The following is a 26982-nucleotide window of genomic DNA, read 5'->3' on the forward strand; positions in this document are numbered from 1 at the left end:
ACAAACGCTGCGGCGGGCGGGGGCATCAAGGTTTAAGAGTGCGTTAATCGGCTTCGGCCAGAGTGACCCGATTCGAGACAGATAGTAGTAGCGTGCGGGGAGCACCATGGCTGCCAGTATTTTGATCGCCGACGACGACGCCGTAGCCCGCCGTCTGGTCGAGAACATGGTGCAGAAATGCGGCTATGAGACGATCGTCGTCGAGTCCGGCGACGCTGCGATCGCAGCCCTCACTGCCCCCGATGCACCAGCGATCGACGCCGTGATCCTCGATCTCGTCATGCCCGGCCTCGACGGCATGGGCGTGCTGGCGAAAATCCGCGAGGCGGGCCTCAGCGTCCCCGTCATCGTGCAGACCGCCCATGGCGGCATCGACAACGTGATCTCGGCGATGCGCGCCGGCGCTGCCGATTTCGTGGTCAAGCCGGTCGGCCTGGAGCGGCTCCAGGTCTCATTGCGCAACGCGCTTAACGCCTCCGCGCTCAAGGGCGAATTGCAACGCATCCGTCACAGCCGCGAGGGCCGGCTGACCTTCTCCGACATCATCACGCGCGCCGAAGCGATGGCGCCGGTGATGCGTGCGGCCCAGAAGGCGGCGAACTCCTCGATCCCGGTGTTGATCGAAGGCGAGTCCGGCGTCGGCAAGGAGATGTTCGCGCGCGCCATCCACGGCAGCGGCGAGCGCAAGGCAAAGCCCTTTGTCGCAGTCAATTGCGGCGCGATCCCCGACAACCTCGTCGAGTCCATCCTGTTCGGCCACGAGAAGGGCGCGTTCACCGGCGCGACCGAGCGGCATACCGGCAAGTTCCTCGAGGCCCATGGCGGCACGCTGTTTCTGGACGAGGTCAGCGAGCTGCCGCTGACTGCGCAGGTCAAATTGCTCCGCGCCCTGCAGGAAGGCGCCGTCGAGGCCGTCGGCGGCCGCAAGCCCGTGAAGGTCGACGTCCGCATCATCTCAGCGACCAATCGCAAGCTCCTGGAGCGGGTCAAGCAGGGGCACTTCCGCGAAGATTTGTTCTACCGCCTGCACGTGCTGCCGCTGACGATCCCGTCGCTCAGGGCCCGGCGTGAGGACATCCCGCATCTCCTGCGGCATTTCCTGGCGCGCTTTGCCGCCGAGGAGAACCGCCCGATTTCCGGCGTCAGCGGCGAGGCCATGGCGCATCTCGCCCAGCTCGACTGGCCCGGCAACATCCGCCAGCTCGAAAACGCGGTCTACCGCGCGGTGGTGATGAGCGAGGGCGACCAGCTCGGTCTCGACGATTTCCCGCTGGTAGCCTCCCATCCGCACACCGCAACGGAGATTCCGACCGCGCCGCTGATGATCGAGCCGATCGCAGCGCCCTCGGTGGTGTCGGGTAATGATATACCGATCGCGCCGCTGCCTCTGGCAGGGGCTCTCTCGATGTTGACCCCCAACGGCGATGTTCGCCCGCTGGAAGACATGGAGAACGAGATCATCCGATTCGCGATCTCGCACTACCGCGGACAGATGTCCGAAGTGGCGCGTCGCCTCAAAATCGGCAGGTCCACGCTCTACCGCAAACTCGACGAAGCCGGGGTTCCCGGACATGGCGGGAAAAGCGGTGAGGAGACGCACTGAACCTGATGCGAACGGAGATTCGCGCGGCCCGACATTGCGCCCGCAACCCGTTGAATTACGGCAAAATTCGGCAGCAAGCCGAACCGTGACTTGGAAGTGACAGACACCGGGAAAAGCGCGTGATGAAAGCGCACAATCCGTTGCAAAACGGCCTGTGTTGAAGTCAGTTTGTCGTGAGTTGTCCCGAGTAGCGCTGGCCGCAAAAACGGGGCCTGTATATCGTCTGCGTATGAATCGTTGCGTGCAGGCGTGCAACTTTCAAGAGGCCGGCACGATTTAGCCGAAACTCAATTAGGCGATAACGAAAGCTGTTCCACAGGGGACAGTTCACCCAAGGGGTGCGACACAATGCGTGACTGTTTGAACCACCGTGCAGGCCTTGACCGCGTTTTGGCGACGGTCGCAGCGACCTTCCTCACGGTATCGGCCGGCTCGGCGCTGGCGCAGGATCAGGCGCGCAGCAGCGCTGCCGAACTTGCGATCGAAGCCGCAATCCCGCGCCCCGAGCCTGCAAACGTCCCGCCCCCGACCGCAGCCGACATCAAGCTCGACACCACCGCCACCGTCCAGGACGCGCCGAAGGAAGCCGCCAAGGAAACTGCGAAGGAACCCGTGAAGGCCGAGGCAGCTCCAGCCGCCGACAAGGTCGAGACCAAGCCCTCTGACGTCGCCACCACGCCGCCCGCAGCTGAAGCGCCGAAGAGCGAGACGGCCAAGACAGAGCCTGCGACGACCGAGCCCGCCAAATCTGAACCAGCGAAGGCTGACACCGCCGCGGCACCGGCTGCTCCCGCAGCCCCCGCCGTTGCGGTCACCCCGGCCGCCGAGCCGGTGAAGGCCGCGAGCAACGTTCCGGCCGCCGACCAGCCGGTCGCCGACAAGATCAAGGACATCATCGGCGCCAAGACCTCGCGTCATTTCGACCGCAAGAACGAGCGCGCCGCCGTCGAGAAGTTTTATGGCGCCCGTGACTTCGCGCCGGTCTGGACGCAAGCCGGCAGCCTGACGGCCGCGGCCAAGGGTGTGATCGCGCGGCTGAAGGATGCGGCCTCCGACGGTCTCAATCCCGCCGACTATCCGGTGCCGGATTTCGCCGCCGCCACGACGCCCGATGCGCTGGCCGACGCCGAGCTGAAGCTCACCGCCAGCATGTTCGACTATGCGCGCCAGGCGCAGAGCGGCCGCATGCACTGGTCCCAGGTCAGCGCCGACATCCTCTATCCCGAGCATCCGGTCGATCCGAGCGAAGTGCTCACCAAGGTCACGACCGCAACCGACGCCTCCGCAGCGCTCGACAGCTACAATCCACCGCAGAAGCTCTACAAGGATCTGAAGGCGAAGCTCGCGCAGCTACGCGGCCAGGGCGACGGCCCGGTGATCGAGATCACCGACGGTCCGGCGCTGAAGTACACGCCTGCCAAGGGCAAGAAGCAGGCGGAAGTCGTGGTGCAGGATCCGCGCGTGGTGCAGCTTCGCGCCAAGCTCGGCATCACCGAGAACGCCAGCGACGATCACTATGACGCCACGGTTGCCGAAGCCGTGCGCAAATTCCAGGACGGCGCCGACATGAAGGCGACCGGTGTGCTCGACGCACCGACCGTGAAGGCGCTGAACAGCCCGAAGCGTGACAAGCAGATCGATACCGTGCTGGTGAACATGGAGCGCTGGCGCTGGCTGCCGCGCGACCTCGGCGTGCCCTCGCTGGGTGATGCCTATGTCATCCTCAACATTCCCGACTACACGCTGAAGGTGATGCAGCGCGGCCAGCAGGTCTGGACCACCCGCGTCGTCACCGGCAAGCCGGGCCAGCATGCGACGCCACTGCTGACCGAGACGATGAAGTACATCACGGTCAACCCGACCTGGAACGTGCCGCCGTCGATCGTTTATGGCGAATATCTGCCGGCGCTGCAGCAGGACCCGACCGTGCTTCAGCGCATGGGCCTGAAGCTCGAGCAGAACCGCGACGGCTCGGTGCACATCTCGCAGCCGCCCGGCGAAGCCAACGCGCTCGGCCGCATCCGCTTCAACTTCCCAAACAAGTTCCTGGTCTATCAGCACGACACGCCGGACAAGTACCTGTTCGCCAAGGACGAGCGCGCCTTCAGCCACGGCTGCATGCGCGTGCAGAATCCGGATCAGTACGCCTCCGTGCTGCTCAACATCGCCATGCCGAACGAGAAGTACACGCCGGAGCGTATTCGCGGCATGTACGGCTCGGGTGAGATCGACCTGAAATTCCCGACGCCGATCCCGGTCAACATCACCTATCAGACCGCGTTCGTGGACGACGGCGGCAAGCTGCAATTCCGCAAGGACGTCTACGGCCGCGACGCGTCCATGATCAACATCCTGAAGAACAGCCGCGGCAAGGACCTCGAGAACGTCGTCGCTCACTCGCAGCCGAGCTATTCGCGGCCGGCGACGACGCTGCCGTCCGGCGTGGCGGTGGCCAACAATGGTGGCGGCTTCGGCTCGTCCGGTCCGAACTTCTTCGAGCGGCTTTTTGGGGCACCAACCCCGCCGCCGGCTCCGGTCGGTCGCCGGCCTCAGCGGGTATTCACCCGCTGAGCCGCGCTCGGCGCCTCGCCTCCTGAAATTCTTCAATAAAATCAGCGATCCCGTCGCCGAGATGGGATCGCTTAACGTTAACCATTCTCGCCCCCTGCTCGGGCAGAGGGCGTTTTTTCGCCACACTCAGCCGTTTAGGATCGTAGTCTGACTTGGTTTGGGGGCGGGAAGGTCAACCTCGAATTAACCTTCTCGTTTTAACAAAGCGTTCACCCTCTTTCGCGCGCTTACGGGGTTGGCGGGAGAGTCCATTTTGAACGCTCGTCGACTGGGTGGGCTCATACGTGCTGGCTGGTTTCGCACGCCAATTTGCTGCGGTGTCGTTGTCCCATGCGGGAGTGAAGGTCGGATCTCGGATCGGCCTCGCCTCGCTGGTGCTGCTTGCGGCTGCCGGTTCGGTCCATAACGCCGCGGCGCTGAATGAAACCAAGACGCTCTCCTTCCACCATACCCATTCCGGCGAAGATCTCACCGTCACCTTCAAGCGCGATGGCCGCTACGACGAAGCCGCGCTGAAGACGCTGAACCACTTCCTGCGCGACTGGCGCACCCAGGACGAGACGGTCATGGACCGTCACCTCTTCGATATCCTCTGGGAAGTCTATCGCGACGTCGACGGCAAGCAGCCGATCCAGATCATCTCCTCCTACCGCTCCCCCGCCACCAACGCCATGCTCCGCCGCCGCTCCTCGGGTGTGGCGCGCTTCAGCCAGCACATGCTGGGCCATGCGATGGATTTCTACATTCCCGGCGTGCCGCTGGAGCAGATCCGCTTCGCCGGCCTGCGCTTGCAGCGCGGCGGCGTCGGCTTCTACCCGACCTCCGGCTCGCCCTTCGTGCATCTCGACACCGGCAGCATCCGGCATTGGCCGCGCATGACGCATGACCAGCTCGTCCGCGTCTTCCCGGACGGCCGCACGGTCCACGTCCCGACCGACGGCACGCCGCTGAAGGGTTACGAGCTCGCCAAGGCCGACATCGAGCGGCGCGGCAGCGGCGACGACGGCGCCAGCAAGCCGGGCTTCTTCGCCGCGTTGTTCAAGGGCAAGTCGGCCCCTGCCAGCAGCGACGAGGACGACGAGGGCGCGGCCGAGAAGCCGGCGGCACCCACCGTGGTTGCAGCCGCCGCCAAGCCGGCCGATCCGGTCCCGACGCCCCGCGCCAAGCCGTCAGTCGCCGCCGCGATCCAGCTCGCTTCGGCCGATGCGCAGCTCGTTGTACCGCCCAAGCCAAAGCCCGCGCCCGTGGCTGACAAGCCGGCTGCCGGAAAATCTGCTGACGGAAAGCCCGAGACCCCGGCCGACATCATCAATGCCCGCGGCTTCTGGGATGCACCCGCCACGCCGCAGCAGGCGACGCCCGCCCAGGTCGCGGCCCTGAGGGCCCGCCAAGCGCTTGCCGCCGCTACCGACCCGCAGCCGACCGCGAGCGTCTCCAACGCCGCTTATCAGGCACTGGCCTATGCGCCGGCTTCCGCCTCCCCGGTTGATCGCGCCAAGGTCGTCGCCGCCTCCGCGCCGATCCCGCGCGGCGTGCGCCCGGTGTCCGCGGCGCGCAATTCCGCGACGGCCACCGAGATCAACACAGTCGTCGGCAAGAGCACCGACGGCATGATCGCCACCGCGACCCGGCTCTCCGCCGCCAAGGGCGAGAGCATCTGGCTCAAGATCGTGATGCTATCGCCGAGCGCGAGCCGCGCGATGTCGGTGACACTGATGGGCGAGCTGGATATGGCCGCGATGCGGTCCTATTTCGTCAAGCCGCGGACCGTGGTCGCGATGGGCTTTGCCGACGATCCGATGCAGGGCCTGTCCTGCGACAGTTTCTCGGGCAGCGCCACCGCCAAGCTCGAGACGACGTCGTTCGTCGTGCACACCGCCGCGCTGCGCTGAGGCGGTATTTCCACGAACACAGTGTCGTAGCCCGTAGGGTGCACAGCGTAATCCGGGGGCATGACAGCGCCACATCCTCAGTGTCATCCCGGCCTGGTGCGCGCGCACTATGTTCGCTTGTCCGTGACGACAGATGAACGGATTTTGCCCAGGCTTGGTGCGCATATGCACTAAGGAGGATTCCCCCACTTCCAACGGGTAATCACCCGGTATCGCCGCGCATTCTGAACGGGTAATGTGGCAATGCGCGAAGATCCCAGAAGGGAGCGTGTGATGTCGGTTCCATGCATGTCTGAACTCAGCCTTCTGAACCACGACGAGCGCGAAGTCATATTGAGTACGCACCATCCCGTGGTTGGAGAGATGGGGCGCGATGGACTTGAGAGCCTACGCGCCCGCCTTCGGGATCTGCGCGACAGGGAGCGCACATTGTCGCGGCATCGACGCCGCGAAACAAAGGGAACAGCCGACCCGCGCGGCAATAGTTTCTCCGGAACGGCAGAGCACGCAAACCGACGCCAATCGGTCTTCGCTGCCGCCATCAAGCGCGTTAAGAACGAGCTGAGGCGCATCCGAAAGTTTGAGGCACGACGGGAACTCGGGGAAGCGGCGCGACGGGCGTTAGCACTTCGTCGGGCACGTCAGTTTTCTCGACCGCAAACGACCCCAACTTCGCATGACGGGATGCGGTCCATCCCAAGCCGTCGCCGGATCAAGAAACTTCCACCGGAAAAAGTCGGAAGGGTCTCGCAGGCCAACAAGCGGGCGCAGGCCCGGCGAGACTCCAAACGCTGACGACGCGGCAATTGAGACGAGACCGACAATCTTGCGGATTGAGACCGCGTGCCGGACCGGCGCAATGGCGTGCTCGCCATGTCCAAGACTACAGTGTCGAACCCCGCAGCTTTTACCGCGCCTTCCTGCCCCGCCGATCCAGATGATACGTCAGCGCCAGCGACAGGCAGATCGACAGCTCCTGCTTCGGCAGCTTGCCCGACACCGGTAACAGCAACGCCCTGGTCTGCCGGTACTCGAACTGATCGGGAAAGCGCTCGCGAAAGGTATCGACCAACGTCGTCTTGCAGTTGAACAGAATCGCGGCGTGCTCGGAGTTTTTCACGCGCCCGAGCCGGATGGTTGAGCCGCTGCCGGTCTCGTCAGTCAGGTAAGCAGGCTCGCCCCATTTGAGCGTCTCTGTGATCCGGCCGACACCCTCATGCGCTGCAGCGGTCGCGAAGATCAGGTCGCGCACCCGAAGCAGCCGCTTGCCGATCGGCGCCGGAAAAGCACCGAACGCACGGTTCACCTCGCGCGGCAGCAGCGGTGCAGTCACGGCGGTCTCCATTCACAAACGAAGTGACGCGTAATTTGTAGCCCGGATCGAACGTAACGCAATCCGGGACCAGCCGACGAGCGCTTTGACGGCGTTCGATCGGCTCTCTGTCAGGGCATAGCCCTCCGTAGACGCTGCGGTAGCTGCTTCGCTTCCGGCAGCGATCAAACATGACAACGTCCTTTCCAGGCTGTGCGGTTTCGCCGCAATGCATCTGGAGCAACCGATACCTATACTTGATCCTGTCATGACCTATTTCGTCGACATTGATCCGCGCATTGCGCGGTTTGGTCTGCACGCCGGTCGCCTTCAAGCAGGCGGTTAGCCGGACGGCTGTCGCGCCGTCCGGGCTCTTTTCCAAGCTTTTTGACTTACCGACCAAGGTCGGCTCGTTGAAGCAGAAGGAGTTTGTCGTGCAGCCGCTTCCGAAAATCACACTCGCCGCATCCGACTATCCCCGCCTGGAAAAGCTCGCACGCGTCGCGGCTCAACAGGGGGATGCGACCGGGATCTTCCTCGCAGGCGAAATCGAGCGGGCCAAGATCATACCCGACGAAGCAAGCGAGGTCGCATCCCTGGTCACCCCCGGATCATGGGTCACTTACTGGATAAACTGGGGTGTTCCACCTCGCACCGTGCAATTGGTTTGGCCCGACGAATGCTCGCCCGATCCATCGCGCATCTCGGTCCTGTCGCCGTTAGGCGCGGCCCTTCTCGGGCTGCGAGAGGGCGATCGGATGCCCTACCCCGTCGCAGGATGCCTCAACCTCGTAACTGTGCAGAGCGTGAGTCAATCGGGGCCGAATGTTGTGCCCTTGTTTCCGCGTTTCACAACCGCGGGACCATCATCGCCCGGCGACGATCCGGGACCGACGGCCGCCTAATAAGAAAGGAGAAGCACATTGAACAATCTTGAAACGAACGTCGCCGGCAACAAAGAGCTTGCGCTTCCATCAATCAGGGTCAGTGAAGACGATCTGCGGCGCCTCACCGCGCTCGCGGACTCAACGATGGAGCTCTTTCCACGTGTCGCTCAGTTTCTGGCTCGGGAACTGGATCGTGCGACCGTGGTCCCGACCGAGACGGATTTGCATGGGGTCATCAGGATGGGCTCCGAGGCGACCTACCGGGATGAGGAATCTGGCGCGACCCGAACAATCGTGCTGGTCTATCCGCACGAGGCGAACATCGAACGCAATCGTGTCTCGATCCTCACGCCCGTCGGAGCGGCCCTTATTGGGCTGTCTGCGGGACAGCGGATTGATTTCCAGGCGCCCGGCAACGAAGCCAAAGGACTTACTGTCCTTGCCGTGTCCGAATGAGACCCCCTCGTCGCGCGAGCTATCTCGCGCGGCGGTGGTGGGCGGCCACAATCTGTCCCTCAGCGTCACGTCGGGTTTCGGATCAGACCGGCAGGCCAGCCTTGAGCAGGCCCGACTCGTAGCGTTGACGATCAACATCCTGCTTGTAGTGCTGCGTCGCGAGGTGGGTCGCCACCGAAAATGTCGGCTCGCGCTTGAGGACTTCCGCCGTGTGAGCCCCCGCCGCAACCGCGTTGCCCATTTGCGCGAAGATCCCCGCAAGGAACGCGTGATGGGTGTGATCGGGGCGTGTGATCCGTGAGAAGGCCTCGGCGGCTGCGGCGTATTTCTCGGCACAATAATAGGCGCGCCCAAGATGGCTCCAGAAGCGTTCGGGATGATACGGGTTGAGCCGCATCGCCTTCTTGATCCAGTCGATGCCCTCTTCCGGCCGGCCCAGCCAGGTCAGCAGTTCGCCCTGTTGCACCACGACCAGGTCGTAGTTCGGGTTGAGCGCGAGCGCCCGCTCCTGATGGTAGGTGGCCTTGTCGTGGTCGTCGCGGTTCAGATTGAGCGCCGCGAGAATGCGGTGGACGTCGCTGTCATTGTCGTCGAGGCCCAGCGCGATCTCCAGCTCTGAAGCCACCTGTTCGAAGGTGGCATCGCGATCCGCGCACCAGCTATAGACCCAGGTCTGGCCCAGGACACACGCCTTCCACGCATGTGCGTGCGCATAATTCGCGTCGAGTTCGAGCGCCCTGTCGAGCAGAAGTTGCGCCCGCGCATTGTCTTCGCGATTGGAGCGATGGTGCAGGACCTTGGCGGCCAGCACGCATTCATAAGCCGCCATGTTGTCCGTGGGCTTGCGGTTCGCCCGATCTTGCGTGGCCGCCTCGACGCGGCCGGGCAACGTGGCGGCGATCGCCCGGGTCATCTCGTCCTGGATAGCGAAGATGTCCTTGATCTCGCCGTCGTAGCGTTCGGCCCAAATGTGCCGGTCGGTTTCCGCATCGATGAGCTGCACGGTAACGCGGACGCGATCTCCGGCCTTTCGCACACTGCCCTCGATGACATAATCGACGCCGAATTCGCGGCCGACGTCCTGCACCTTGACCGCCTTGCCTTTGTACACGAAGGCCGAGTTGCGCGAGATCACCAACAGGTCGTGGAAGCGTGAAAGCTCGGTGATGATGTCTTCGGTCAAGCCATCCGCAAAGAACTCCTGCTCCGGGTCGCCGCTCATGTTGGCGAAGGGCAGCACGGCGATGGACGGCTTCTTCGATTTGCCCGCCGCCTTTGCGGCGCCCGTCGTGCTTGCTGGCCCATCCTCCAATCGAATCCGGTAGACGCGGATAGGACGGACGATGTTCTTGACGTTCTGCTCGCCGATATCCTCGAATTCAACACCATCGAGGCGCTGGCCGAGTTGGTCGCGCACCGCGCTCGAGATGCAGATACCCCCAGGCTCGGCCAGTGCCTCCAACCGCGCCGCGACGTTGACGCCGTCGCCGAAAATATCGTTCTGGTCGACGATCACGTCACCCAGATTGATGCCGATGCGGAATTGTATCCATCGCGGCGGCGGGACGTCGGTATTGCGTCGCCCCATCCGGCTCTGAATTTCAGCAGCACACAGCACCGCGTCGACGACGCTATGAAATTCGACGAGCATGCCGTCGCCCGTCGTCTTGATGATGCGGCCGTGATTTTTGGCAATGGCCGGATCGATCAGCTCGATCCGGTGGGTCTTGAGGCGCGCAAGCGTGCCAGCCTCATCGACCTCCATGAGCCGACTAAAGCCGACCATGTCAGCCGCGAGGACCGCTGCGAGCCTGCGCTCAGGTCCAGGCACATCCATTGCTCGGTCCCTTCACCGAGCACTTTAGCAGACGAGCGGATTTTGCCCAAGCTGGTTGCGCTGCAACCGTAGCCCGGTCAGGACTCAGATCATCCCCAGCGCCTGCATGTAGGTCTCGAGAATCGTCTCGGCCTCGGCGCGCTCGTTGGGGTCCTGCTTGCGCAGGCGCACGATGGTGCGCAGCGCCTTGACGTCGTAGCCGTTGCCCTTGCTCTCGGCATAGACGTCGCGGATGTCGTCGGAGATCGCCTTCTTCTCTTCCTCCAGCCGCTCGATGCGCTCGATGATGGATTTGAGCTGGTCCTTGGCAAATTTCGTCGCGGGCTCATCGTCGCGGACGGCGGCGGAGGTGGCCATCTAGGTACTCCCAATGGAACTGGCAAAACGAGGTGACGCCGGCATCCTCACCGCGCGTGCTGCGAGAACCCTTAGGGTTGGCGCCGACTGCGTTCAAGCAAGCATCACGCTCGTCCACAGCGCGCCCACACCTTCCTGCGGGGAGGCGAAGAAAGCTGTTGTGTGGTGCGACTCAAGCCGCGCACCCCGGACATCCCCTCAGTGGCTGTGGGGATGGACCTTCGTCATCGCCTCGAGCTGCTCAGGGCTGGCCGCGCCCTGGTACTTCGCCTTCCAGGTCTCGTAGGGCATGCCATAGACGGCCTCGCGGCTCTCGTCCTTGCTCAAGCTCACGCCCTGGGCATCGGCGGCGTCCTTGAGCCAGTTGGACAGGCAGTTGCGGCAGAAGCCGGCGAGATTCATCAGGTCGATGTTCTGGACGTCCGTCCGCGTCTTCAAATGATCGACCAGGCGCCTGAAAGCGGCCGCCTCGAGCTCCGTTCTGGTTTTGTCGTCGATTGCCATGGCTGGATCCCTTGGCCTTTCCGTTTGTTGCTGGTCACCCTTACGGGATCAGGTGGGGTCCTGTCACAGATTTTGCCATATCGCGGCGCAAACGGCCTCGAAGCAGCCCAAGGGGCAGTTCCCCGCCCCCTACGCCAAATCGTCAATGATCTGATATAGCTTCCGCGACAATGATCGCCGAATCTCCCCGCTCCCCCCTTCGCCTGCTCGCCCGGTTGGTCCCGGTGCTGGCGGTTGCTTTGCTGTGCCTCTGGGCCAGTCCGGCCTCGGCCGATTTCCGGCTTTGCAACAACACCTCGAGCCGGGTCGGCATTGCACTTGGCTACAAGGACGCCGACGGCTGGACCACCGAGGGCTGGTGGAACATCTCGTCCCGCTCCTGCGAGACCCTGCTGCGGGGCACGCTGGTCGCCCGTTACTATTACATCTACGCGATCGACTATGACCGCGGCGGCGAATGGTCGGGGCAGGCCTTCATGTGCTCGCGCGACAAGGAATTCACCATCCGCGGCACCGAGGACTGCCTGGCGCGCGGCTACGACCGGACCGGCTATTTCGAGGTCGATACCGGCGAGCAGCGGGCCTGGACGGTCCAGCTCACCGATGCCAACGAGCAGCCCTCCCAGCAACGTGTCCCCGGGATGCCCGGCCCTGTTGGCCCCGGTGGCGGCGTTCCGGGTTTGCCCAATAGCCCGCCCGGTGGTACGCCCCCCGCCGCGCCTGGCCTTCCGCCAGCCCCCTCGCCACCGTCTGGAAATAAGCCATGAGGCGTCTTCGCCGTATCAAGATTCTCGCGACCCTTGGACCTGCCTCTTCGGATCTCGCGATGATCCGCCGCCTGTTCGAGGCCGGCGCCGACGTGTTCCGCATCAATATGAGCCACACCCCGCATGACAAGATGCGGGAGCTGGTGACGACGATCCGCAATGTCGAGAGCAGCTACGGCCGCCCGATCGGCATCCTGGTCGACCTGCAAGGCCCGAAGCTCCGGCTTGGCGCGTTCGCGGAAGGCGCGGTCCAGCTCCAGAACGGCCAGACCTTCACGCTCGATTCAGACAAGACCCCGGGCGATGCCACGCGCGTCAATCTCCCGCATCCGGAGATTCTGGCAGCGCTGCGGCCCGGCCATGCCCTGCTGCTCGACGACGGCAAGGTACGGCTGATCGCGGAGGAGACCACGAAGGAGCACGCGGTGACGCGCGTCGTGGTCGGCGGCAAGATGTCCGACCGCAAGGGCGTCAGCCTTCCGGATACGGACCTGCCGGTTTCGGCGATGACGCCGAAGGACCGCGCCGACCTCGAGGCCGCGCTGGTCACCGGCGTCGACTGGATTGCGCTCTCCTTCGTGCAGCGCGCCGACGACGTGCTCGAAGCCAAGAAGATGATCCGCGGCCGCGCCGCCGTGATGGCCAAGATCGAGAAGCCGCAGGCGATCGACCGCCTCGCCGACATCATCGAGGCGTCCGACGCGCTGATGGTGGCGCGCGGCGATCTCGGCGTCGAGCTACCGCTGGAGCGCGTGCCGAGCCTGCAAAAGCAAATGACGCGCATGGCGCGCCGCGCCGGCAAGCCGGTGGTGATCGCGACGCAGATGCTGGAATCGATGATCCAGTCGCCGGTGCCGACCCGTGCCGAAGTCTCCGACGTCGCCACCGCCGTCTATGAGGGCGCCGACGCTATCATGCTGTCGGCGGAATCGGCGGCCGGCAAATTCCCGGTCGAGGCGGTGTCGACCATGAACCGCATCGGCGAGGAGGTCGAGCGCGACCCGATCTACCGCTCCGTGTTGACGGCCCAGCGCCCCCCGCCGGAAGCCACCGCCGGCGACGCCATCGCCGACGCCGCGCGGCAAATCGCCGAGACGCTCGACCTGCCCGCCCTGATCTGCTGGACCAGCTCGGGCTCGACCGCGGTGCGCGTGGCGCGCGAGCGGCCGAAGCCGCCGGTCGTGGCGATCACGCCGAACATCCAGGCCGGCCGCCGGCTCGCCGTCGTGTGGGGCGTGCATTGCGTGGTGGCGGAGGATGCGCGCGACCAGGACGACATGGTGAGCCGCGCCGGCCAGATCGCCTTCCGCGACGGTTTCGTCCGCGCCGGCCAGCGCGTGATCATCGTCGCCGGCGTGCCTCTCGGCATTCCCGGCACCACCAATATGGTGCGGATCGCCTCCGTCGGCCCCGAGGGCGACGCGAATTTGTGAGACGGCCAGCAGGCCGCCAACCAAAACCGCGAAAACAACCCCATGCACAGTAGCCGGCCCGTCCGGCCGCTGTGCTCGGGTTTTGCGAAAAGACGTGCTCAGGCAACGGCCTGAGCGCGATCAGACCCCCGTCCCCATCGCAGCGGCGTTGTCAGGCCCCGACCAGCGCCTTGGTCGTCGGCAGCAGCGTCTGCTGCACCACCAGACCACGGGCGCGGGCGTCCATGACGCCGACGGCGCGCAGCGCAAGCAGCGTCACGGTCTGAACCGCATCGCGCATCTTGACGGGATCTTCGAGATTGTCGGGCGCAAGCGGGCCGACCAGCGCCTCGTGCAGCGCACCCAGCAGCGCGGTCGCGGCGAGCGCGGTGTCCTGCGCCGGCAGATGGCCGGCACGCACCGCAGCATCGATCCGGGCCGCGATCTCGCCGGCAATCTCGCGGCGGCTGGCCAGGCGTGAGGCGCTGACATCGACATCGACAGGCTCGGCCAGGATGCCCCAGGCCAGCCGGCGCTGCGACAGCGTATAGACGGCCACCGTGGTCACGGCCGCCGCCAGCGCGGAGGACGGACCGGGCGCGGCATCGGCCGCGCGCCGGATCGCTGCGAGCTCGTCGCGGGAGACCTCGGAGATCAATTCGGAGATCAGCTCGGCCTTGGAGGGGAAGTAGCGATAGACGGTGCCGGCCGCCACACTGGCCCGGACCGCGACCGGCGCGATCTGCACCGCCGCCATGCCGCCTTCGGCTGCGGCTTCCCTTGCCGCCGCCAGGATGGCGCTGCGCCGAGCCGCAAGGCGCTTAACCACTTGATGCGTTCGCCGATAAACCATGGCGCGCTTCCTGTCCCACACGCTTGCCGCACGCCCGCGGCCGAACGCTTCGTCACTGCAATAGATGCAAATCGCCCCGCAAGGACTGAACAACTATTCAGGGAGGATGACAAGAAGCAAATGCGTGATGCCGGTTTTCGCGCTTTGCATCAGCGGCGAGAATAGCCCGCTTCGGTAGACCCGAATCTCGACAGCTTCAGGCGACGGCATCCCGCTGCGTCTGCCGGATCGCAGTGCGACGGCTCGACCGTGCGCGACCTTTGCGCGCAAAGCAGCAAAGTTCCCGCACAGATTCATGCGACCTTAACTGGCTGGCCATAGTCCTGCGTATACAATCGGAATCCGCCTTATGCTGCAACGCGCGACAACCGCCGCTGACTTGCGAGAGGCCATGTCCATGCCCGCGGCCGGAGGCCTGCGGCAATCATGGACGACGAACCTGCGCGGACAAGCGCTTACACCCATCGCCATTGTCGTCTGCTCGATGCTGGCAGGCGCGCTCTACACCTTCGCGATGGGCGAGGACGTCAACTGGGATTGGCAGAACTACCACGAATACAATGTCTGGGCCGTGCTGAACGGCCGCTATGGCGTCGATGCGGTCCCGCCGGGGTTTCAAACCTACTTCAATCCGATCGTCTATTTTCCGGTCTATTACCTCCGCCACTATCTGCCGTCGCCGTATGGGTTGATGATCATCGGCGCAATTCACGGCCTCAACCTCGCGCTGATTTGCCTGTTTGCACGCGTCGTCCTGCGTCAGGCCGCGACCTTCGCTGCGATCGCAGCGGCGGTCGCCATCGCGGCCTCAGGTCCGATGACGCTTTCGGAAGTGGGCACGAGCTTTTCCGACGTGCTGCTGGCATTGCCGGTGATTGGCGGTTTCCTTCTGATCCTGGCTGCGGATCGCCAGCCCGTAGCCAGCTATCTGCTGGCCGGGCTCCTGATCGGCGCCGCGGTCGGCCTGAAGCTGACCAACGTTGTCTACGCGATAGGCGCAGCCGCGGCGGTGCTCGCCGCCGCGCGTCCGCTTCGGGCGACTGTCCTGCTCGGACTCGGCGGGATCGTCGGCGCGGCGCTCACCGGCGGTGAATGGTGCCTGATCGCCTGGCGCGACACCGGCAATCCGATCTTCCCGCTGTTCAATGCCGTCTTCCAGTCAGGCGAGGTGGCTTCCGTCAATCTGATGGACGCGCAGTTCATGCCGCACAGCGTGTCCGACGCGCTGGCCTATCCGTTCTATTGGCTGATCGGCGACCACAGAGGCGCGGAGCATCCGTTCCGCGACGCGCGCTTCGCGGTCGTGGCGGTTCTGCTCGTGCTCAGCCTGTTTGTGCGCATGACGCGCGCCAGCGCGATCCTCACACGACGTGACGTGCAGCTGGTGGTGCTGTTTGCAGTCTCGTACCTGGCGTGGCTCGGCCTGTTCTCTATCCAGCGCTATGCGGTGGTTCTGGAATTGTTGTGCGGACCGATCATCGTCCTCCTGCTCGCGCGCCTCGCTGCGAGCGTGGGACCGACATTGCCCGCGGCGTCCCCCGTTCCACTGAACGCGCTGATGTTGACGGTTGCAGCCGCGATCGCATTGTGGTCGCAGCCGGCGGATTGGTGGCACCGCGCGTGGTCCGACGCCTACCGGCCGAAGATCGCCGATGCGCTCGATCAGCCCGCGACCTACTTCATTCTCGGCAAGCCGCTCGCCTATATCGCGTCGCAGCTTCCGCCGCAGTCGCGCTTCTACCTGCTCGCCGATATCGGCGTGCCTATCGTCCCCGGCGGCATCTTCGACCAGCGCATCCGCGCCGGGCTGAAGGCTCCCCTGCCCGGCGGTCTCCGCGAGTTGCACATGCGCGGCGAACCGGACCGCAGCGCGCTGCTGGATCGCTACGCGCTTGCCATCGATCCCACCAAGCCCTGTGTCGCCATCGAGGGCGCCCGTCCCGGCACGATCCTCGAAAGCTGTCCGCTCATTGAGCGGGCCTCGCGGTAGAGCCCGATCGGAGCTTGCTTCGCGCTTCTTAGGGCATGTACTCATTAGACGGCTGGCCGACTGATGCCTGGTCCCCCTGACAGCGGCCGAAGAGCGGCCATGTCCGGAGGTCGCAGATGGGCCAGAAGCGGAAGTGGTCATTGAGTTGAACGATATCGGGCACGAGGTTATCCTCGTCGACGCGCACACAAGAACGTGTGCGGGAGACGAGTACAATGAGTTGGGGAGCGCTCTGCACACCGCGCGGTTGCCGCAGGCTTTTCTTGACTGTCATTTTCGCATCCGCGGTATGGGCGCCGTCAGCATACGCACAGGACGTCCGCGAGCGCAGCGGAAGCGAGGCGGGACCGGCATTTTCGAATAGCGGCCCCGATGCCGAGAGCTACGGCGCGTCTTTCGGCTATCCGGTCGGCACGCGGGCGACCGCCACCCAGCTGGACAAACTCGTCGGGGTCTACAGCCATTTCGACGAACTCTACCCCTCGCGCCCGATACGCCGCGCGACGGCACCTTGGCAATTCAAACGCGCGCCAGAGCCATCGATCGCCTATGGTTTTGGCACGGAACGGCTGAGCATTGCGGATTATCTCAAGCGCAACCCCGTGACAGGACTCCTGATCGCCAGGGACGACACCATCCTGTACGAGCACTATCAATATTCGCGGACCGACCACGACCGCTTTCTTTCGCAGTCCATGGCCAAGACGATGGTGGCGATGCTGGTCGGGATCGCGATTTCGGAGGGACGGATCAAGTCGATCGATGACCTCGTCTCAACCTACGTCTCTGGTCTTGCAGGAACGGAATATGGAAACACATCTATCCGGGCCCTACTGAATATGGCCTCGGGCGTTGAGTTTTCGGAAGTTTATGATGGGCACGATGATATCGCCCGGCTTGGGAGAGCCTTGTTCGTTGGAGAGACGCAAGATCCCGCCGCCGTCATCGCGCAATTCAACACGCGCAGCGCGCCGCCGGGTACCAGATGGCACTACGCCAGCGTTGAAACCGAGATACTCGGTCTGGTGCTGCGCTCCGCCACGGCGACCCCAGTTGCCGAATATCTGCACGACCGGATCTGGGATGCCATCGGCACCGAGGCCGATGCCTCATGGGCGATCGACGGCAGCGGGCAAGAGATTGCCTTTTGCTGTGTCAACGCAACCTTGCGCGACTACGCGCGCTTTGCCCGGTTGCTTGCACACGACGGCGCTTGGGAAGGTCGTCAGTTGATTCCCCGGCAGTGGCTGTTGGATGCCACGACCGTCAAGCCAAGCGATACTTATCTCGCGCCGCGAGTGGCCACACCCTATTTCGGGTACGGCTATCAGGTGTGGATCCTCCCCGGCGAACAGCGCAGATTTGCTCTGCTCGGCATACGCGGTCAGATGATCTTAATCGATCCGATCTCGAAGCTCGTCATGGTGCACACTGCCGTGCGCCAAAAGCCGAACGAGCCGGGATCCCTGAGAGAGACGCTTGCGTTGTGGTCCGCCGTGCTTCAACAGCTTGGGAAATGATGATCTGACGGCTCACTGAACTTCAATACCGGCGCACTCGCCTGTCCGCCTTGGGTCAAAAGTGTCGGTTTGGCTCCCGACGGCAAACTTCCGGTCTCCCCCAACGAACCGACATGTAGCTGCACCACGTCAACGGAAGCGATGGGCCATGAACGCGACATTCCTGGACACGCGAAACTCGGCGCAAACGTGTTAGCTGTCGCTAGTTCCACATCACCCCGTCGTAGAATTGCTTTCGTTCCTCATACGCCTTCACCATGCATGGCTTCGCGGCTAAGAGCGCGCCTAGGGGAGCGTCAGGATCCATCGAGCTTAGTCCACAGACTACGTTTCGCTCCCTGATCCAAGTCCCATGGCTTATTTCGCGAGCCTGTCTGGCGGGCCCCTCGACGTTAGACCGCCACGAATTGAATTCCCCGTAAACTTCCCCCTCCAAGTTCGATAGCTCTGGATCGGCACAAATCAACCGAGCAACCGCGCTATGACCTGAAGGGCAGAGCGCGAGTGCTGCGGAAGAACTGAAGACCATCAGGACCGCGATGGCTATTTTCATGTTTGTACCCTTCGGGAATTGGCAACAGTTGCATAATTTGAAAATATCAACCTACCGGAACGCAAAAAGCTACAATTGTTACCAATTGCATGCGGGGGCTGCTCAGGGTCAAACCGAGAAGAACTCAGGGTGAGAAAGTCTAGTCGGTTAGCTCCACTAAGCGGACCTCAATGAGGTGTGTCGCCACTTCGCTGATGGGCCAACGACGGAAGAAGCTCTGCAAGAGGTGACCGTCGGACATTGATTGCAACATCAATCCGCATCTACGTGCTAGTCGCGCGCGGGCACCGGCTTCCGTGTGATGGTCGCCGCCGGAAGCGGCGTGAAATCCGGGCTCTGGTCGTTACCGACCCGTATGCCGGAATAGGCGACGAGCCCGTCAGCGGTGGCGACCGCGTCGCCCGAGCGTAACGAGCCGTCCATCGCGAGATCGACTGACGCAAGACCGGCGGGGCTTTGGCCGTTGCAAGTGCAATCGGCGCGCAGCGCCTTCCGATAGGCAAAGGCGTTTTCGCTATCGGCGTAGCGTTCGCCGGTTGCGGCATAGGCTCTGTCGATGCTGGAGCCGAAGAAAACTTTGGTCGGGCTTGCCGGACAGAAGGCCTGACACATCTGCGCCGGCGAGGCCGCGCCGCGCATCAGCGGAAAATATTTGCCGTCGCAACTGCGCACGCAGAAGGCAGGTCCCGCGCTTACGACGACCGGCCGCGGCGGTGGTGATTGCGGATCAAAAGACGAGGGCTGCTGCTGTTGCTTCTGGCCGCCACCGAAAAAGAAATCAAGCAAGCCCTCGGCCGCACTCATTTCGGGCGTCAGCGCCACGGGGCCAACGATGGCGACAGCAACAAGCATGCGGCGCAGCTTGCGCTGAAAGCACAATTCGGTACGCATCGCTTGCTCCATCGGAGGCAACGAACTCTCTTCAGCACAAGGGGCGCTTGCGGCAATCGTGGATACGAAACGCGCTCTAAGCTGGGCGGAGAAGGGGAAAGAAATAGGCGAGTGGGCACGGCAAGCGCCGCATTTCGGCCGTTATGGAACGCCGTCGGAGCCGTGATCCCCCGGAGTTCGCGCCGCGTTGAAACCGACCGATGTCCGGTTCGGGTCCAGAAGCAGCAGTCCAGGCAAGCGCGGCTTGGAGTCCGGCTTGCTGTGATTAGCCGACATGGCAATGCGCCACGGCGCTAATGAGTCACGTCCTAGTTCGTTCGCGTTGCAACGAGTTGCATCGATGCGACTTCGGCAGCCCGCCAGGCTGCGCAGCGACTGAGGATCAGGGCGAAGACGATGAGGATTGCCGGGAAGCCCACCGGCATCCCGAGAAACAGGAAGGTCGCAAGCAGCGCGAAGACGAGCGCCAGGGCCATCACCTCATGGCGCGCGAAACCTTCATCGAGCCCGGCGCGGATGAGGAAGGCCACCGCGATGCCCAGCACAACCAGATCGTACATGAAGAGATAGGGCGTCGTGAGCAGCGTTGCCGCCGCGAGCATCGCCGCCTTTAGCGCGTAGGGCAGCCTGCTCCGCCACATCGCGACCAGCACGATGGCAACCGCTGCCGTCAGCACCCACTGGAAGATCCATCCGAGCTGCTCGGTGCCGCCGACATAGCGCACGAACGCGAAGATGCTCTGCATCTTGAACCAGGGCGCCCGTCCTTCGGTCAGGAAGGCCTGCGAGAACATCGGAATCCAGTGGAAGAAGGCCTGCCAGCTTTCGGTCCCGAATGCGAGCCAGGACGCCACTGCGATCGTCGCCGTGACGATGGCCGCGGTGAAAAGCACCGTCCACTCGGCGGCGGCGATCAGCACCAGCGGAAACAGCAATCCATATTGGGGCTTGTAGCTCAGAAGGCCCAGGCAGATTCCAGCCAGCACGGGCCGCGTCGGCAGCAGATAAAGCATGCCGCCGATCAGGGAGGCGGTGAGGAAACCGTTCTGCCCGACCAGGATATTGATGAAGGTTGCAGGAAATCCAATCGCCAGCACCAGGCCCGCGTTGCGCCCGATAATCGCGCGCATCACGGCGAGATAAGGCACCATGCTGAACGCGGCCCAGCCGATGAAAGCCACCGCATAGGGAAACTGCGCGAGGAAGGACGCGACGAACAGGAAAGGCGGCGGATAGTGCCAGGCGAAATGGCCGACAAAATCTTGCTTGAGCAGCGCAAGCTCGACCTGCTTCTGGATGTCCCAATCCCAGGCCTGCGCGGGATGGCCTTCGAGCGCCAGTTTTCCGGCCGCCCAGACATTAACGAAATCCGTCGGGATTCCGCGTCCGTCCGCACCAAAGATCCACGCATGCGTGAGATAGGCCGTCGGAAAATACGCCAGTGTGACGATCGCCAGCACGAAGGAGATGTTGAGGAGCGCCGTAGGGAGTGCGCCGTGACGAGCAACAGCAGGCGGGGCGGACGAAGCTTCGGCCATGCGGCTTCCTTTGACGCAATACGGTGACGCAGATGCGTTCAAGCCATACACCCCGGTGACTTGAAGGAGGCTTAAGCCCGAATGTCGAATGCCCCGCGCTGATGTTGCGGGCACAGCAAAAGAGCCCCGTCGATGACGGGGCTCTTCGCTATTCCGTTGATCGTCCGGCTTACTTGAGGCTGGACGAGATCGAGCCGAACTTGGCGTTCAGCGAGGTGCCGAGGTTGTTGACGACGGTGATGATCGCCAGCGCGATGCCGGCGGCGATCAGGCCGTATTCGATGGCGGTGGCGCCGGATTCGTCCTTCACGAAACGCGAAACGAGGTTCTTCATAGACTGCTCCAAAGGATACACGTGGCTTCAACTGGTCTGGTCTTTTCGGCTTCCCAGCGCCGCCCGACCATGGAACTCAACGTAAGGGCAAAGAATTGCGCCGCAGTTAATTCGACTGCGCAAACACGGAACCGTTTGTATGTATTCGCCGATGGTAAACCGAAATCTAAAACAATCGGTTAAATTGCCGGGGACATGGAGGCTCGCTCTCTCCATTCCCTCCCCCACAAGGGGGGAGGGAACGTAGCTCCGTTGCGGCGCTGCTCGAATTCATCGCGCTCCAGTTCCGCCGATTTACGGGAAGTTATGACCGCCATGGTCAAATGCCGCCCGCTCGGCCAATCCGACAAGAACAAGACGAGGCGGCATGTCCCTATCGTTCACCAACAGCATGACGGTGCAGAGCCGCGCGCGAGCGCTGGTGCCGCTGTGTGTCGGCGCGGGCGCCTATCTCTTCTTCCTCTATATCGGCGACACGCTGCTTCAGGATTCCGACTCGTTCTGGCAGATCAAGATCGGGCAGTGGATCCTCGATCATCACGCCCTGCCCTATACCGACTTCTATTCCTTTACGCGGCCCGGCGAGCCATGGATCTCGACGTCCTGGCTGTCGCAGATCCTGTTCGCGGTCTCCTACGCGCAATGGGACTGGGCCGGACCGGTCGTCCTCACTGCGCTCGCGATTGCGGCGTCGGCCGCGATCTTCGTCTATCTCCTCGACGCGCATCTCGAAATTCCGCGCGCGGTGCTGTTCGCGATGCTGGCCGTGCTGCTGTCGCTGCACCATATCCTGGCGCGGCCGCACATCCTGGCGCTGCCGGTGATGATCGCATGGGTCGGCATTCTCATGAATGCGGCCGACCGCAAAGTCACGCCGTCCTGGGTCTGGCTGCCGCTGATGTCGCTGTGGGCGAACCTTCACGGCGGCTTCGTACTCGGCCTCGCGCTGATCGGCCCGATGGCGATCGAAGCCATCTGGACGCTCGATTCCGGCAAGCAGATACGGCTGCTCGCGCGCTGGTTCCTGTTCGGCGTCGCCGCGATGGCGGCTGCTTGTGTCACGCCCTATGGCTGGCGCACGCTGCTGGGCGCGACCAACATCCTCAATCTCGGCGAGCTGCTGTCGGTCATCTCGGAATGGATGCCGGCGAATTTCGCCTCGTTCTCCGCCTTCGAAGGCGCGATCCTCGGCCTCATCGCGATCGGCCTGTTTCGTGGCCTGACGCTGTCGCCGCCGCGCATTCTGCTGATCCTGCTCTTCACCTGGATGGGGCTCACCCATGTCAGGAGCATCGAGGCCTTTGCCTTCCTGGTGCCGCTGGTGCTGGCCAAGCCGCTCGGCGAGACATCGCCGCTGCCGCAACCCGCGCAGGGCGCCGAGAGCTGGACCGCGCGTTATGTCACGATCATGGGCGCACTGATGATCGCGGCCGCGGCCTGGACCACGACTTCGATCTACATGTCGCATCATCGCTTCACCTTCACGATGGACCAGACGCCGGTCGCCGCCGTCGACCTGCTTCAGCAACGCAAGGCGCAGCGCATCTTCAACGCCTACCAGTTCGGCGGCTATCTGATCTCCCGCGACATCCCGGTGTTCGTCGACGGCCGCGCCGAGCTCTATGGCGAGAAGTTCGTGATGGACTTCTTCAAGGGGGTCGAGGCCAAGAAGCTCGATAACCTGACGCGGCTGCTGGAAGAGTACAAGATCGACGCCACGCTGATGGTCGCCGACAGCCCGGCCGCCCAGGTGCTCGATCATATCAAGGGCTGGAAGCGGCTCTATGCCGACGACATCGCCGTGATCCATGTGCGGGATGGCGTGCCCGATGGGGCCGCGCCGGCCAAGCCATGACCATCGCGGCCAGTGTTCCGATCGCGCGCGCCCAGCGCAATCTGGCGCCGCTGTGCATCGCGGCCGCGACCTTTCTGCTGCTGCTGGTGAGCGGCGACAGCCTGCTGCACGATCCCGACACGCTCTGGCAGATCAAGGTCGGCGCGTGGATCCTCGATCATCGCGCCGTGCCATGGACCGACGTCTATTCGTTGACGCGCCAGGGTGATGTCTGGCTCTCGACCTCATGGCTGTCGCAAGTCCTGTTCGCGACCGCCTATTCGCATTGGGGATGGGCCGGGCCCGTCGTGCTGACCGCGGCCGCGATCGCGCTGGCGATGGGATTGCTGCTGAGCTTCCTGCAACGGCACCTCGACCTGCCCTATGCGCTGGTGTTCTGCCTGCTGGCGATGACTCTTGCCGCGCCGCATCTGCTGGCCCGCCCGCACGTGCTGGCCTTGCCGGTCATGGTCGCCTGGACCGGCGCCCTGATGGCCGCTGCCGATCGCGGCCGCGCACCATCCTTCCTGCTGCTGCCGCTGATGGTGCTGTGGGCCAATCTTCACGGCGGCTTCGTGCTCGGGCTCGCCTTGATTGGCGCGATCGGCCTCGAAGCGCTCTGGCGCGCGGCGCCGCCGCGCCGGCTGGCGCTTGCGATGCGCTGGACCGCGTTCGGGCTCGGCGCGCTGGCAGCGAGCTGCTGCACGCCCTATGGCATCGACACTTTGCTCGGTGCGGTCCGCATCCTCAGCCTCGGCAAATCCTTCTCCGTCATCGCCGAATGGCGCCCGGCCGATTTCAGCACGTTCAGCCCGTTCGCGGGCGCGCTGCTCGGCCTGCTCGGTCTCGGCCTCACGCGCGGCCTGACACTATCACCGCCGCGCGTGCTGCTGATCCTCGGCGCCACCTGGATGGCACTGGCGCATGTCCGCAGCATCGAGATCTTCGGCATCCTCGTTCCTCTGGTGCTGGCGCAGCCGCTGAGCGGCTGGTTCAGGTCCGCGCCCGATGCGCCACGCGGCTTGCGGATGGCTCCCAGCGCCCCGGCGGCGCTGGCCGCGGTGGCGATCGTGCTCGCGACCGCAGGCGCGACCGCGACCTTTGCCAGCCATCATGCCTTCGAATTCTCCACGGCGCAGACGCCGGTCGCGGCGGTCGATGTGCTGACGGAGCGCAAGGCCGCGCGCATCTTCAATTCCTACGGTTTTGGCGGCTACCTCATCGTCCGCGACATCAGGCCTTTCGTCGACGGACGGTCGGAGCTCTACGGCGAGCAATTCCTGATGGACTATTTTGCCGCCGAAGACGGCCGCGACGTCTCCGGCCTCTTGCGCATGCTCGACGATAACAGGATCGACGCAACCCTGCTGACGCCGGATTCACCCGCGGCGCAGATGCTGGACCATATCAAGGGCTGGAAGCGGATGTATGGCGACAAGATCGCGGTGGTCCATGTGCGGGACGATGCCGAAGGCGCGGCCGCAATGCCGTCGAAATGAGGACGCAGCTCCAGGGAGCCGGTCATTCATCTTCGATCACGCGAACAGAAAGGTCCCAATCAACAGGCCCGCAGCGAAAGCGAGCAGCCCCAAAGTGGAGGCTGAAACGATGCGGATGAGGATGCGAACCTGCTCCTCGTACTCCTGTTCGGCGGTCTTGTGGGACTGAGCCGTCATTGCAACTGCCCTGCCATCGCCCAGATTCGCCGAATGTACCCCCCAAATCATGGCCAGCAAGAGGCAATTTAGCCCCGCCGCAATGCCCTCTTCGTGATCTGGCGGGCATAGCGCGGATTCACCTATGGCGCGTCTTCCTCTCTGTCCCGGACGCGCTGCAACGCGCGAGCGTTGCTGCGCAGAGCCGGGGCGCGAGAGCTGAGTGACCAGCCAACAAAAAACGCGGCGTTTCCGCCGCGTTTTTCAATTCAATCTGCCGCTTGCGATCACGCCTGCGGCTGCGGCTCCAGGCCGGGATCCGGATCGGGCCGCGGGCGCGACTTGCCGGCCGGGGGCACGGCCGAGGCGCGCGGCGTGGCCGGCTCGAGCACGGACTCGCGGTTCGGCTTCTTGCCCTTGAGGAGATCGACGATCTCGTCACCGCTGAGCGTTTCGAACTCAAGCAGGCCCTTGGCCAGCGCTTCGAGGTCACCGTGCTTCTCGGTGAGAATGCGGGTCGCTTCCTTATAGCCTTCTTCGACCAGACGACGGATTTCGGAGTCGATCTTCTGGACGGTCGCCTCGGAGGCGTTCTGGGTCCGCGAGACCGACATGCCGAGGAACACCTCGTCCTGGTTCTCGCCGTAGGAAACGGTGCCGAGTTCTTCCGACAGGCCCCAGCGCGTCACCATCATCCGGGCAAGGCGGGTGGCCTGCTCGATGTCGGAGGCAGCGCCGGACGTCACCTTCTCGCGACCGAAGATCAGCTCTTCGGCGACGCGGCCGCCCATCATGATGGCGAGGCGCGAGGTCATCTGCTCCAGAGACATCGACAGCTTGTCGCGCTCGGGGAGCTGCATGACCATGCCCAGCGCACGGCCGCGCGGGATGATGGTCGCCTTGTGGATCGGATCAGTCGCGGGCACGTTGAGGCCGACGATGGCGTGGCCGCCCTCGTGATAGGCCGTCAAGAGCTTCTCTTCCTCGGTCATGACGAGCGACTTGCGCTCGGCGCCCATCATCACCTTGTCCTTGGCTTCCTCGAACTCGGCCTGAGTCACCATGCGCTTGTTACGGCGCGCAGCGGTCAAGGCGGCTTCGTTGACGAGGTTCATCAGGTCGGCGCCGGAGAAGCCCGGGGTGCCGCGCGCGATGGTCTTGAGGTTGATATCCGGCGCCAGCGGCACCTTGCGGACGTGAACCTTGAGGATCTGCTCGCGGCCGACGACGTCGGGGTTCGGCACCACGACCTGACGGTCGAAGCGGCCGGGACGCAGCAGCGCGGGATCGAGCACGTCGGGACGGTTGGTCGCGGCGATCAGGATCACGCCCTCGTTCGCCTCGAAGCCGTCCATCTCGACCAGCAACTGGTTCAGCGTCTGCTCGCGCTCGTCATTGCCGCCGCCGAGACCGGCGCCACGGTGACGACCGACCGCGTCGATTTCGTCGATGAAGATGATGCAGGGCGCGTTCTTCTTGGCCTGCTCGAACATGTCACGCACACGAGAGGCGCCGACGCCGACGAACATTTCGACGAAGTCCGAACCCGAAATGGTGAAGAACGGCACGTTGGCTTCGCCCGCGACCGCACGCGCGATCAGGGTTTTGCCGGTGCCGGGAGGGCCGACCAGCAGCACGCCGCGCGGAATGCGGCCGCCGAGGCGCTGGAATTTGCCGGGGTCGCGCAGGAATTCGACGATCTCCTGCAGGTCCTGCTTGGCTTCGTCCACGCCGGCGACGTCCTCGAAGGTGACGCGGCCATGGGCCTCGGTCAGCATCTTCGCACGCGACTTGCCAAAGCCCATCGCCTTGCCGGCGCCGCCCTGCATCTGCCGCGACAGGAAGATCCACACGCCGATCAGCGCGATGAACGGCAGCCAGGAGACCAGCAGCGAGACGAACCACGGCACGTTGTCGCCCGGCGGCTTCGCGGTGATCTGGACCTTGCTGTCATACAGGCGCTTCACCAGCGTCGGGTCGTTCGGCGCATAGGTCTGGAAGCTCGAGCCGTTGGTGAAGGTGCCGTGGATATCCGGCCCCTGGATCACGACGTCGCGGACACGGCCCTGGTCAACTTCGCTCAAGAGCTGCGAGAAGGCGATGTCCTGCGAGGAAGCCCGCTGACCCGGATTCTGGAAGAGCGTGAACAACGCCAAGAGCAGCAAAACAATGATGACCCAGAGGGCGAAATTGCGCAGATTGGCGTTCATCGATCT

The 26982-nt window shown here is 64.0% G+C and carries 21 protein-coding genes; 11 read left to right on the forward strand and 10 right to left on the reverse strand.

Annotated elements, in window-relative coordinates; translation table 11 throughout:
* The first annotated feature begins 106 nt into the window (after nt 1–106).
* From ACLFLU_RS34475 to ACLFLU_RS34485, 3 genes are all read left to right on the forward strand, one after another.
* Entirely contained in the window at nt 107–1603 is a 1497-nt protein-coding gene (locus tag ACLFLU_RS34475) for a sigma-54-dependent transcriptional regulator (protein WP_426409144.1), read from the forward strand.
* A gap of 348 nt (nt 1604–1951) precedes the next feature.
* On the forward strand, nt 1952–4174 hold the full coding sequence (locus tag ACLFLU_RS34480) for a L,D-transpeptidase family protein (protein WP_426409145.1): 2223 nt from the start codon (nt 1952–1954) through the stop codon (nt 4172–4174).
* Between the two features lie 272 nt (nt 4175–4446).
* Complete coding sequence (locus ACLFLU_RS34485; RefSeq protein ID WP_426409146.1) at nt 4447–6066, forward strand: DUF882 domain-containing protein; 1620 nt, start codon at nt 4447–4449, stop codon at nt 6064–6066.
* A gap of 907 nt (nt 6067–6973) precedes the next feature.
* Here ACLFLU_RS34485 and ACLFLU_RS34490 read toward each other — a convergent pair.
* Nucleotides 6974–7399, reverse strand: coding sequence for a DUF1801 domain-containing protein (locus ACLFLU_RS34490; RefSeq protein WP_426414130.1), 426 nt, complete (start codon nt 7397–7399; stop codon nt 6974–6976).
* A 278-nt stretch (nt 7400–7677) separates the two neighbouring features.
* Between ACLFLU_RS34490 and ACLFLU_RS34495 the strand changes: the two genes are divergently transcribed.
* Both ACLFLU_RS34495 and rnk read left to right on the forward strand, forming a co-directional pair.
* Complete coding sequence (locus ACLFLU_RS34495; RefSeq protein ID WP_426409147.1) at nt 7678–8283, forward strand: GreA/GreB family elongation factor; 606 nt, start codon at nt 7678–7680, stop codon at nt 8281–8283.
* A gap of 18 nt (nt 8284–8301) precedes the next feature.
* Nucleotides 8302–8721 carry a nucleoside diphosphate kinase regulator gene (rnk, locus tag ACLFLU_RS34500; protein ID WP_426409148.1) on the forward strand — a complete coding sequence of 140 codons (420 nt, stop codon included), beginning with the start codon at nt 8302–8304 and terminating at the stop codon, nt 8719–8721.
* Between the two features lie 82 nt (nt 8722–8803).
* On the opposite strand, the gene ACLFLU_RS34505 is transcribed toward rnk, so the two are convergent.
* The 3 genes from ACLFLU_RS34505 to ACLFLU_RS34515 all read right to left on the reverse strand — a co-directional run bounded on the left by ACLFLU_RS34505 (nt 8804) and on the right by ACLFLU_RS34515 (nt 11419).
* Nucleotides 8804–10558 carry an adenylate/guanylate cyclase domain-containing protein gene (locus tag ACLFLU_RS34505; RefSeq protein WP_426409149.1) on the reverse strand — a complete coding sequence of 585 codons (1755 nt, stop codon included), beginning with the start codon at nt 10556–10558 and terminating at the stop codon, nt 8804–8806.
* A gap of 84 nt (nt 10559–10642) precedes the next feature.
* Nucleotides 10643–10915 (reverse strand): DUF2312 domain-containing protein, encoded by a 273-nt coding sequence (locus ACLFLU_RS34510; RefSeq protein ID WP_008546273.1) that lies wholly within the window; start codon nt 10913–10915, stop codon nt 10643–10645.
* 198 nt (nt 10916–11113) lie between these two features.
* Nucleotides 11114–11419, reverse strand: coding sequence for a DUF1244 domain-containing protein (locus ACLFLU_RS34515; protein WP_426409150.1), 306 nt, complete (start codon nt 11417–11419; stop codon nt 11114–11116).
* 170 nt (nt 11420–11589) lie between these two features.
* Here ACLFLU_RS34515 and ACLFLU_RS34520 point away from each other — a divergent pair, with 170 nt between their 5' ends.
* Together ACLFLU_RS34520 and pyk are read left to right on the forward strand one after the other, a co-directional pair.
* On the forward strand, nt 11590–12186 hold the full coding sequence (locus tag ACLFLU_RS34520; RefSeq protein WP_426409151.1) for a DUF1036 domain-containing protein: 597 nt from the start codon (nt 11590–11592) through the stop codon (nt 12184–12186).
* Nucleotides 12183–13619, forward strand: coding sequence for a pyruvate kinase (gene pyk / locus ACLFLU_RS34525; protein ID WP_426409152.1), 1437 nt, complete (start codon nt 12183–12185; stop codon nt 13617–13619). The genes ACLFLU_RS34520 and pyk overlap by 4 nt, the downstream gene beginning before the upstream one ends.
* Nucleotides 13620–13770: 151 nt before the next feature.
* Here the strand turns inward: pyk and ACLFLU_RS34530 are convergent, their stop codons facing one another.
* The gene (locus ACLFLU_RS34530) at nt 13771–14451 is read right to left on the reverse strand and encodes a TetR family transcriptional regulator (RefSeq protein WP_426409153.1); all 681 of its coding nucleotides are present in this window, start codon (nt 14449–14451) and stop codon (nt 13771–13773) included.
* Between the two features lie 391 nt (nt 14452–14842).
* On the opposite strand from ACLFLU_RS34530, the gene ACLFLU_RS34535 reads away from it, so the two are divergent.
* Together ACLFLU_RS34535 and ACLFLU_RS34540 are read left to right on the forward strand one after the other, a co-directional pair.
* Nucleotides 14843–16441, forward strand: coding sequence for a glycosyltransferase 87 family protein (locus tag ACLFLU_RS34535; RefSeq protein ID WP_426409154.1), 1599 nt, complete (start codon nt 14843–14845; stop codon nt 16439–16441).
* 263 nt (nt 16442–16704) lie between these two features.
* Nucleotides 16705–17961 (forward strand): serine hydrolase domain-containing protein, encoded by a 1257-nt coding sequence (locus ACLFLU_RS34540; RefSeq protein WP_426409155.1) that lies wholly within the window; start codon nt 16705–16707, stop codon nt 17959–17961.
* A gap of 823 nt (nt 17962–18784) precedes the next feature.
* Here ACLFLU_RS34540 and ACLFLU_RS34545 read toward each other — a convergent pair.
* From ACLFLU_RS34545 to ACLFLU_RS34555, 3 genes are all read right to left on the reverse strand, one after another.
* A complete protein-coding gene (locus ACLFLU_RS34545) occupies nt 18785–19405 on the reverse strand; it encodes a DUF2865 domain-containing protein (protein ID WP_426409156.1) in 621 nt (206 codons plus the stop codon).
* Nucleotides 19406–19713: 308 nt separating this feature from the next.
* Entirely contained in the window at nt 19714–20943 is a 1230-nt protein-coding gene (locus tag ACLFLU_RS34550; protein ID WP_426409157.1) for a glycosyltransferase family 87 protein, read from the reverse strand.
* Nucleotides 20944–21112: 169 nt separating this feature from the next.
* Nucleotides 21113–21277, reverse strand: a complete 165-nt coding sequence (locus tag ACLFLU_RS34555; RefSeq protein WP_195802394.1) for a Flp family type IVb pilin — start codon at nt 21275–21277, stop codon at nt 21113–21115.
* A gap of 367 nt (nt 21278–21644) precedes the next feature.
* Between ACLFLU_RS34555 and ACLFLU_RS34560 the strand changes: the two genes are divergently transcribed.
* Nucleotides 21645–23132, forward strand: coding sequence for a hypothetical protein (locus ACLFLU_RS34560; protein WP_426409158.1), 1488 nt, complete (start codon nt 21645–21647; stop codon nt 23130–23132).
* On the forward strand, nt 23129–24610 hold the full coding sequence (locus tag ACLFLU_RS34565; RefSeq protein WP_426409159.1) for a hypothetical protein: 1482 nt from the start codon (nt 23129–23131) through the stop codon (nt 24608–24610). The genes ACLFLU_RS34560 and ACLFLU_RS34565 overlap by 4 nt, the downstream gene beginning before the upstream one ends.
* Nucleotides 24611–24646: 36 nt before the next feature.
* Here ACLFLU_RS34565 and ACLFLU_RS34570 read toward each other — a convergent pair whose 3' ends face one another.
* A complete protein-coding gene (locus tag ACLFLU_RS34570; protein WP_426409160.1) occupies nt 24647–24787 on the reverse strand; it encodes a hypothetical protein in 141 nt (46 codons plus the stop codon).
* A gap of 266 nt (nt 24788–25053) precedes the next feature.
* Entirely contained in the window at nt 25054–26976 is a 1923-nt protein-coding gene (ftsH, locus tag ACLFLU_RS34575; protein ID WP_200469746.1) for an ATP-dependent zinc metalloprotease FtsH, read from the reverse strand.
* Nucleotides 26977–26982: the final 6 nt, after the last annotated feature.

This window comes from Bradyrhizobium ganzhouense (assembly GCF_049949285.1).
In the GTDB taxonomy this organism is placed as follows: domain Bacteria; phylum Pseudomonadota; class Alphaproteobacteria; order Rhizobiales; family Xanthobacteraceae; genus Bradyrhizobium; species Bradyrhizobium ganzhouense.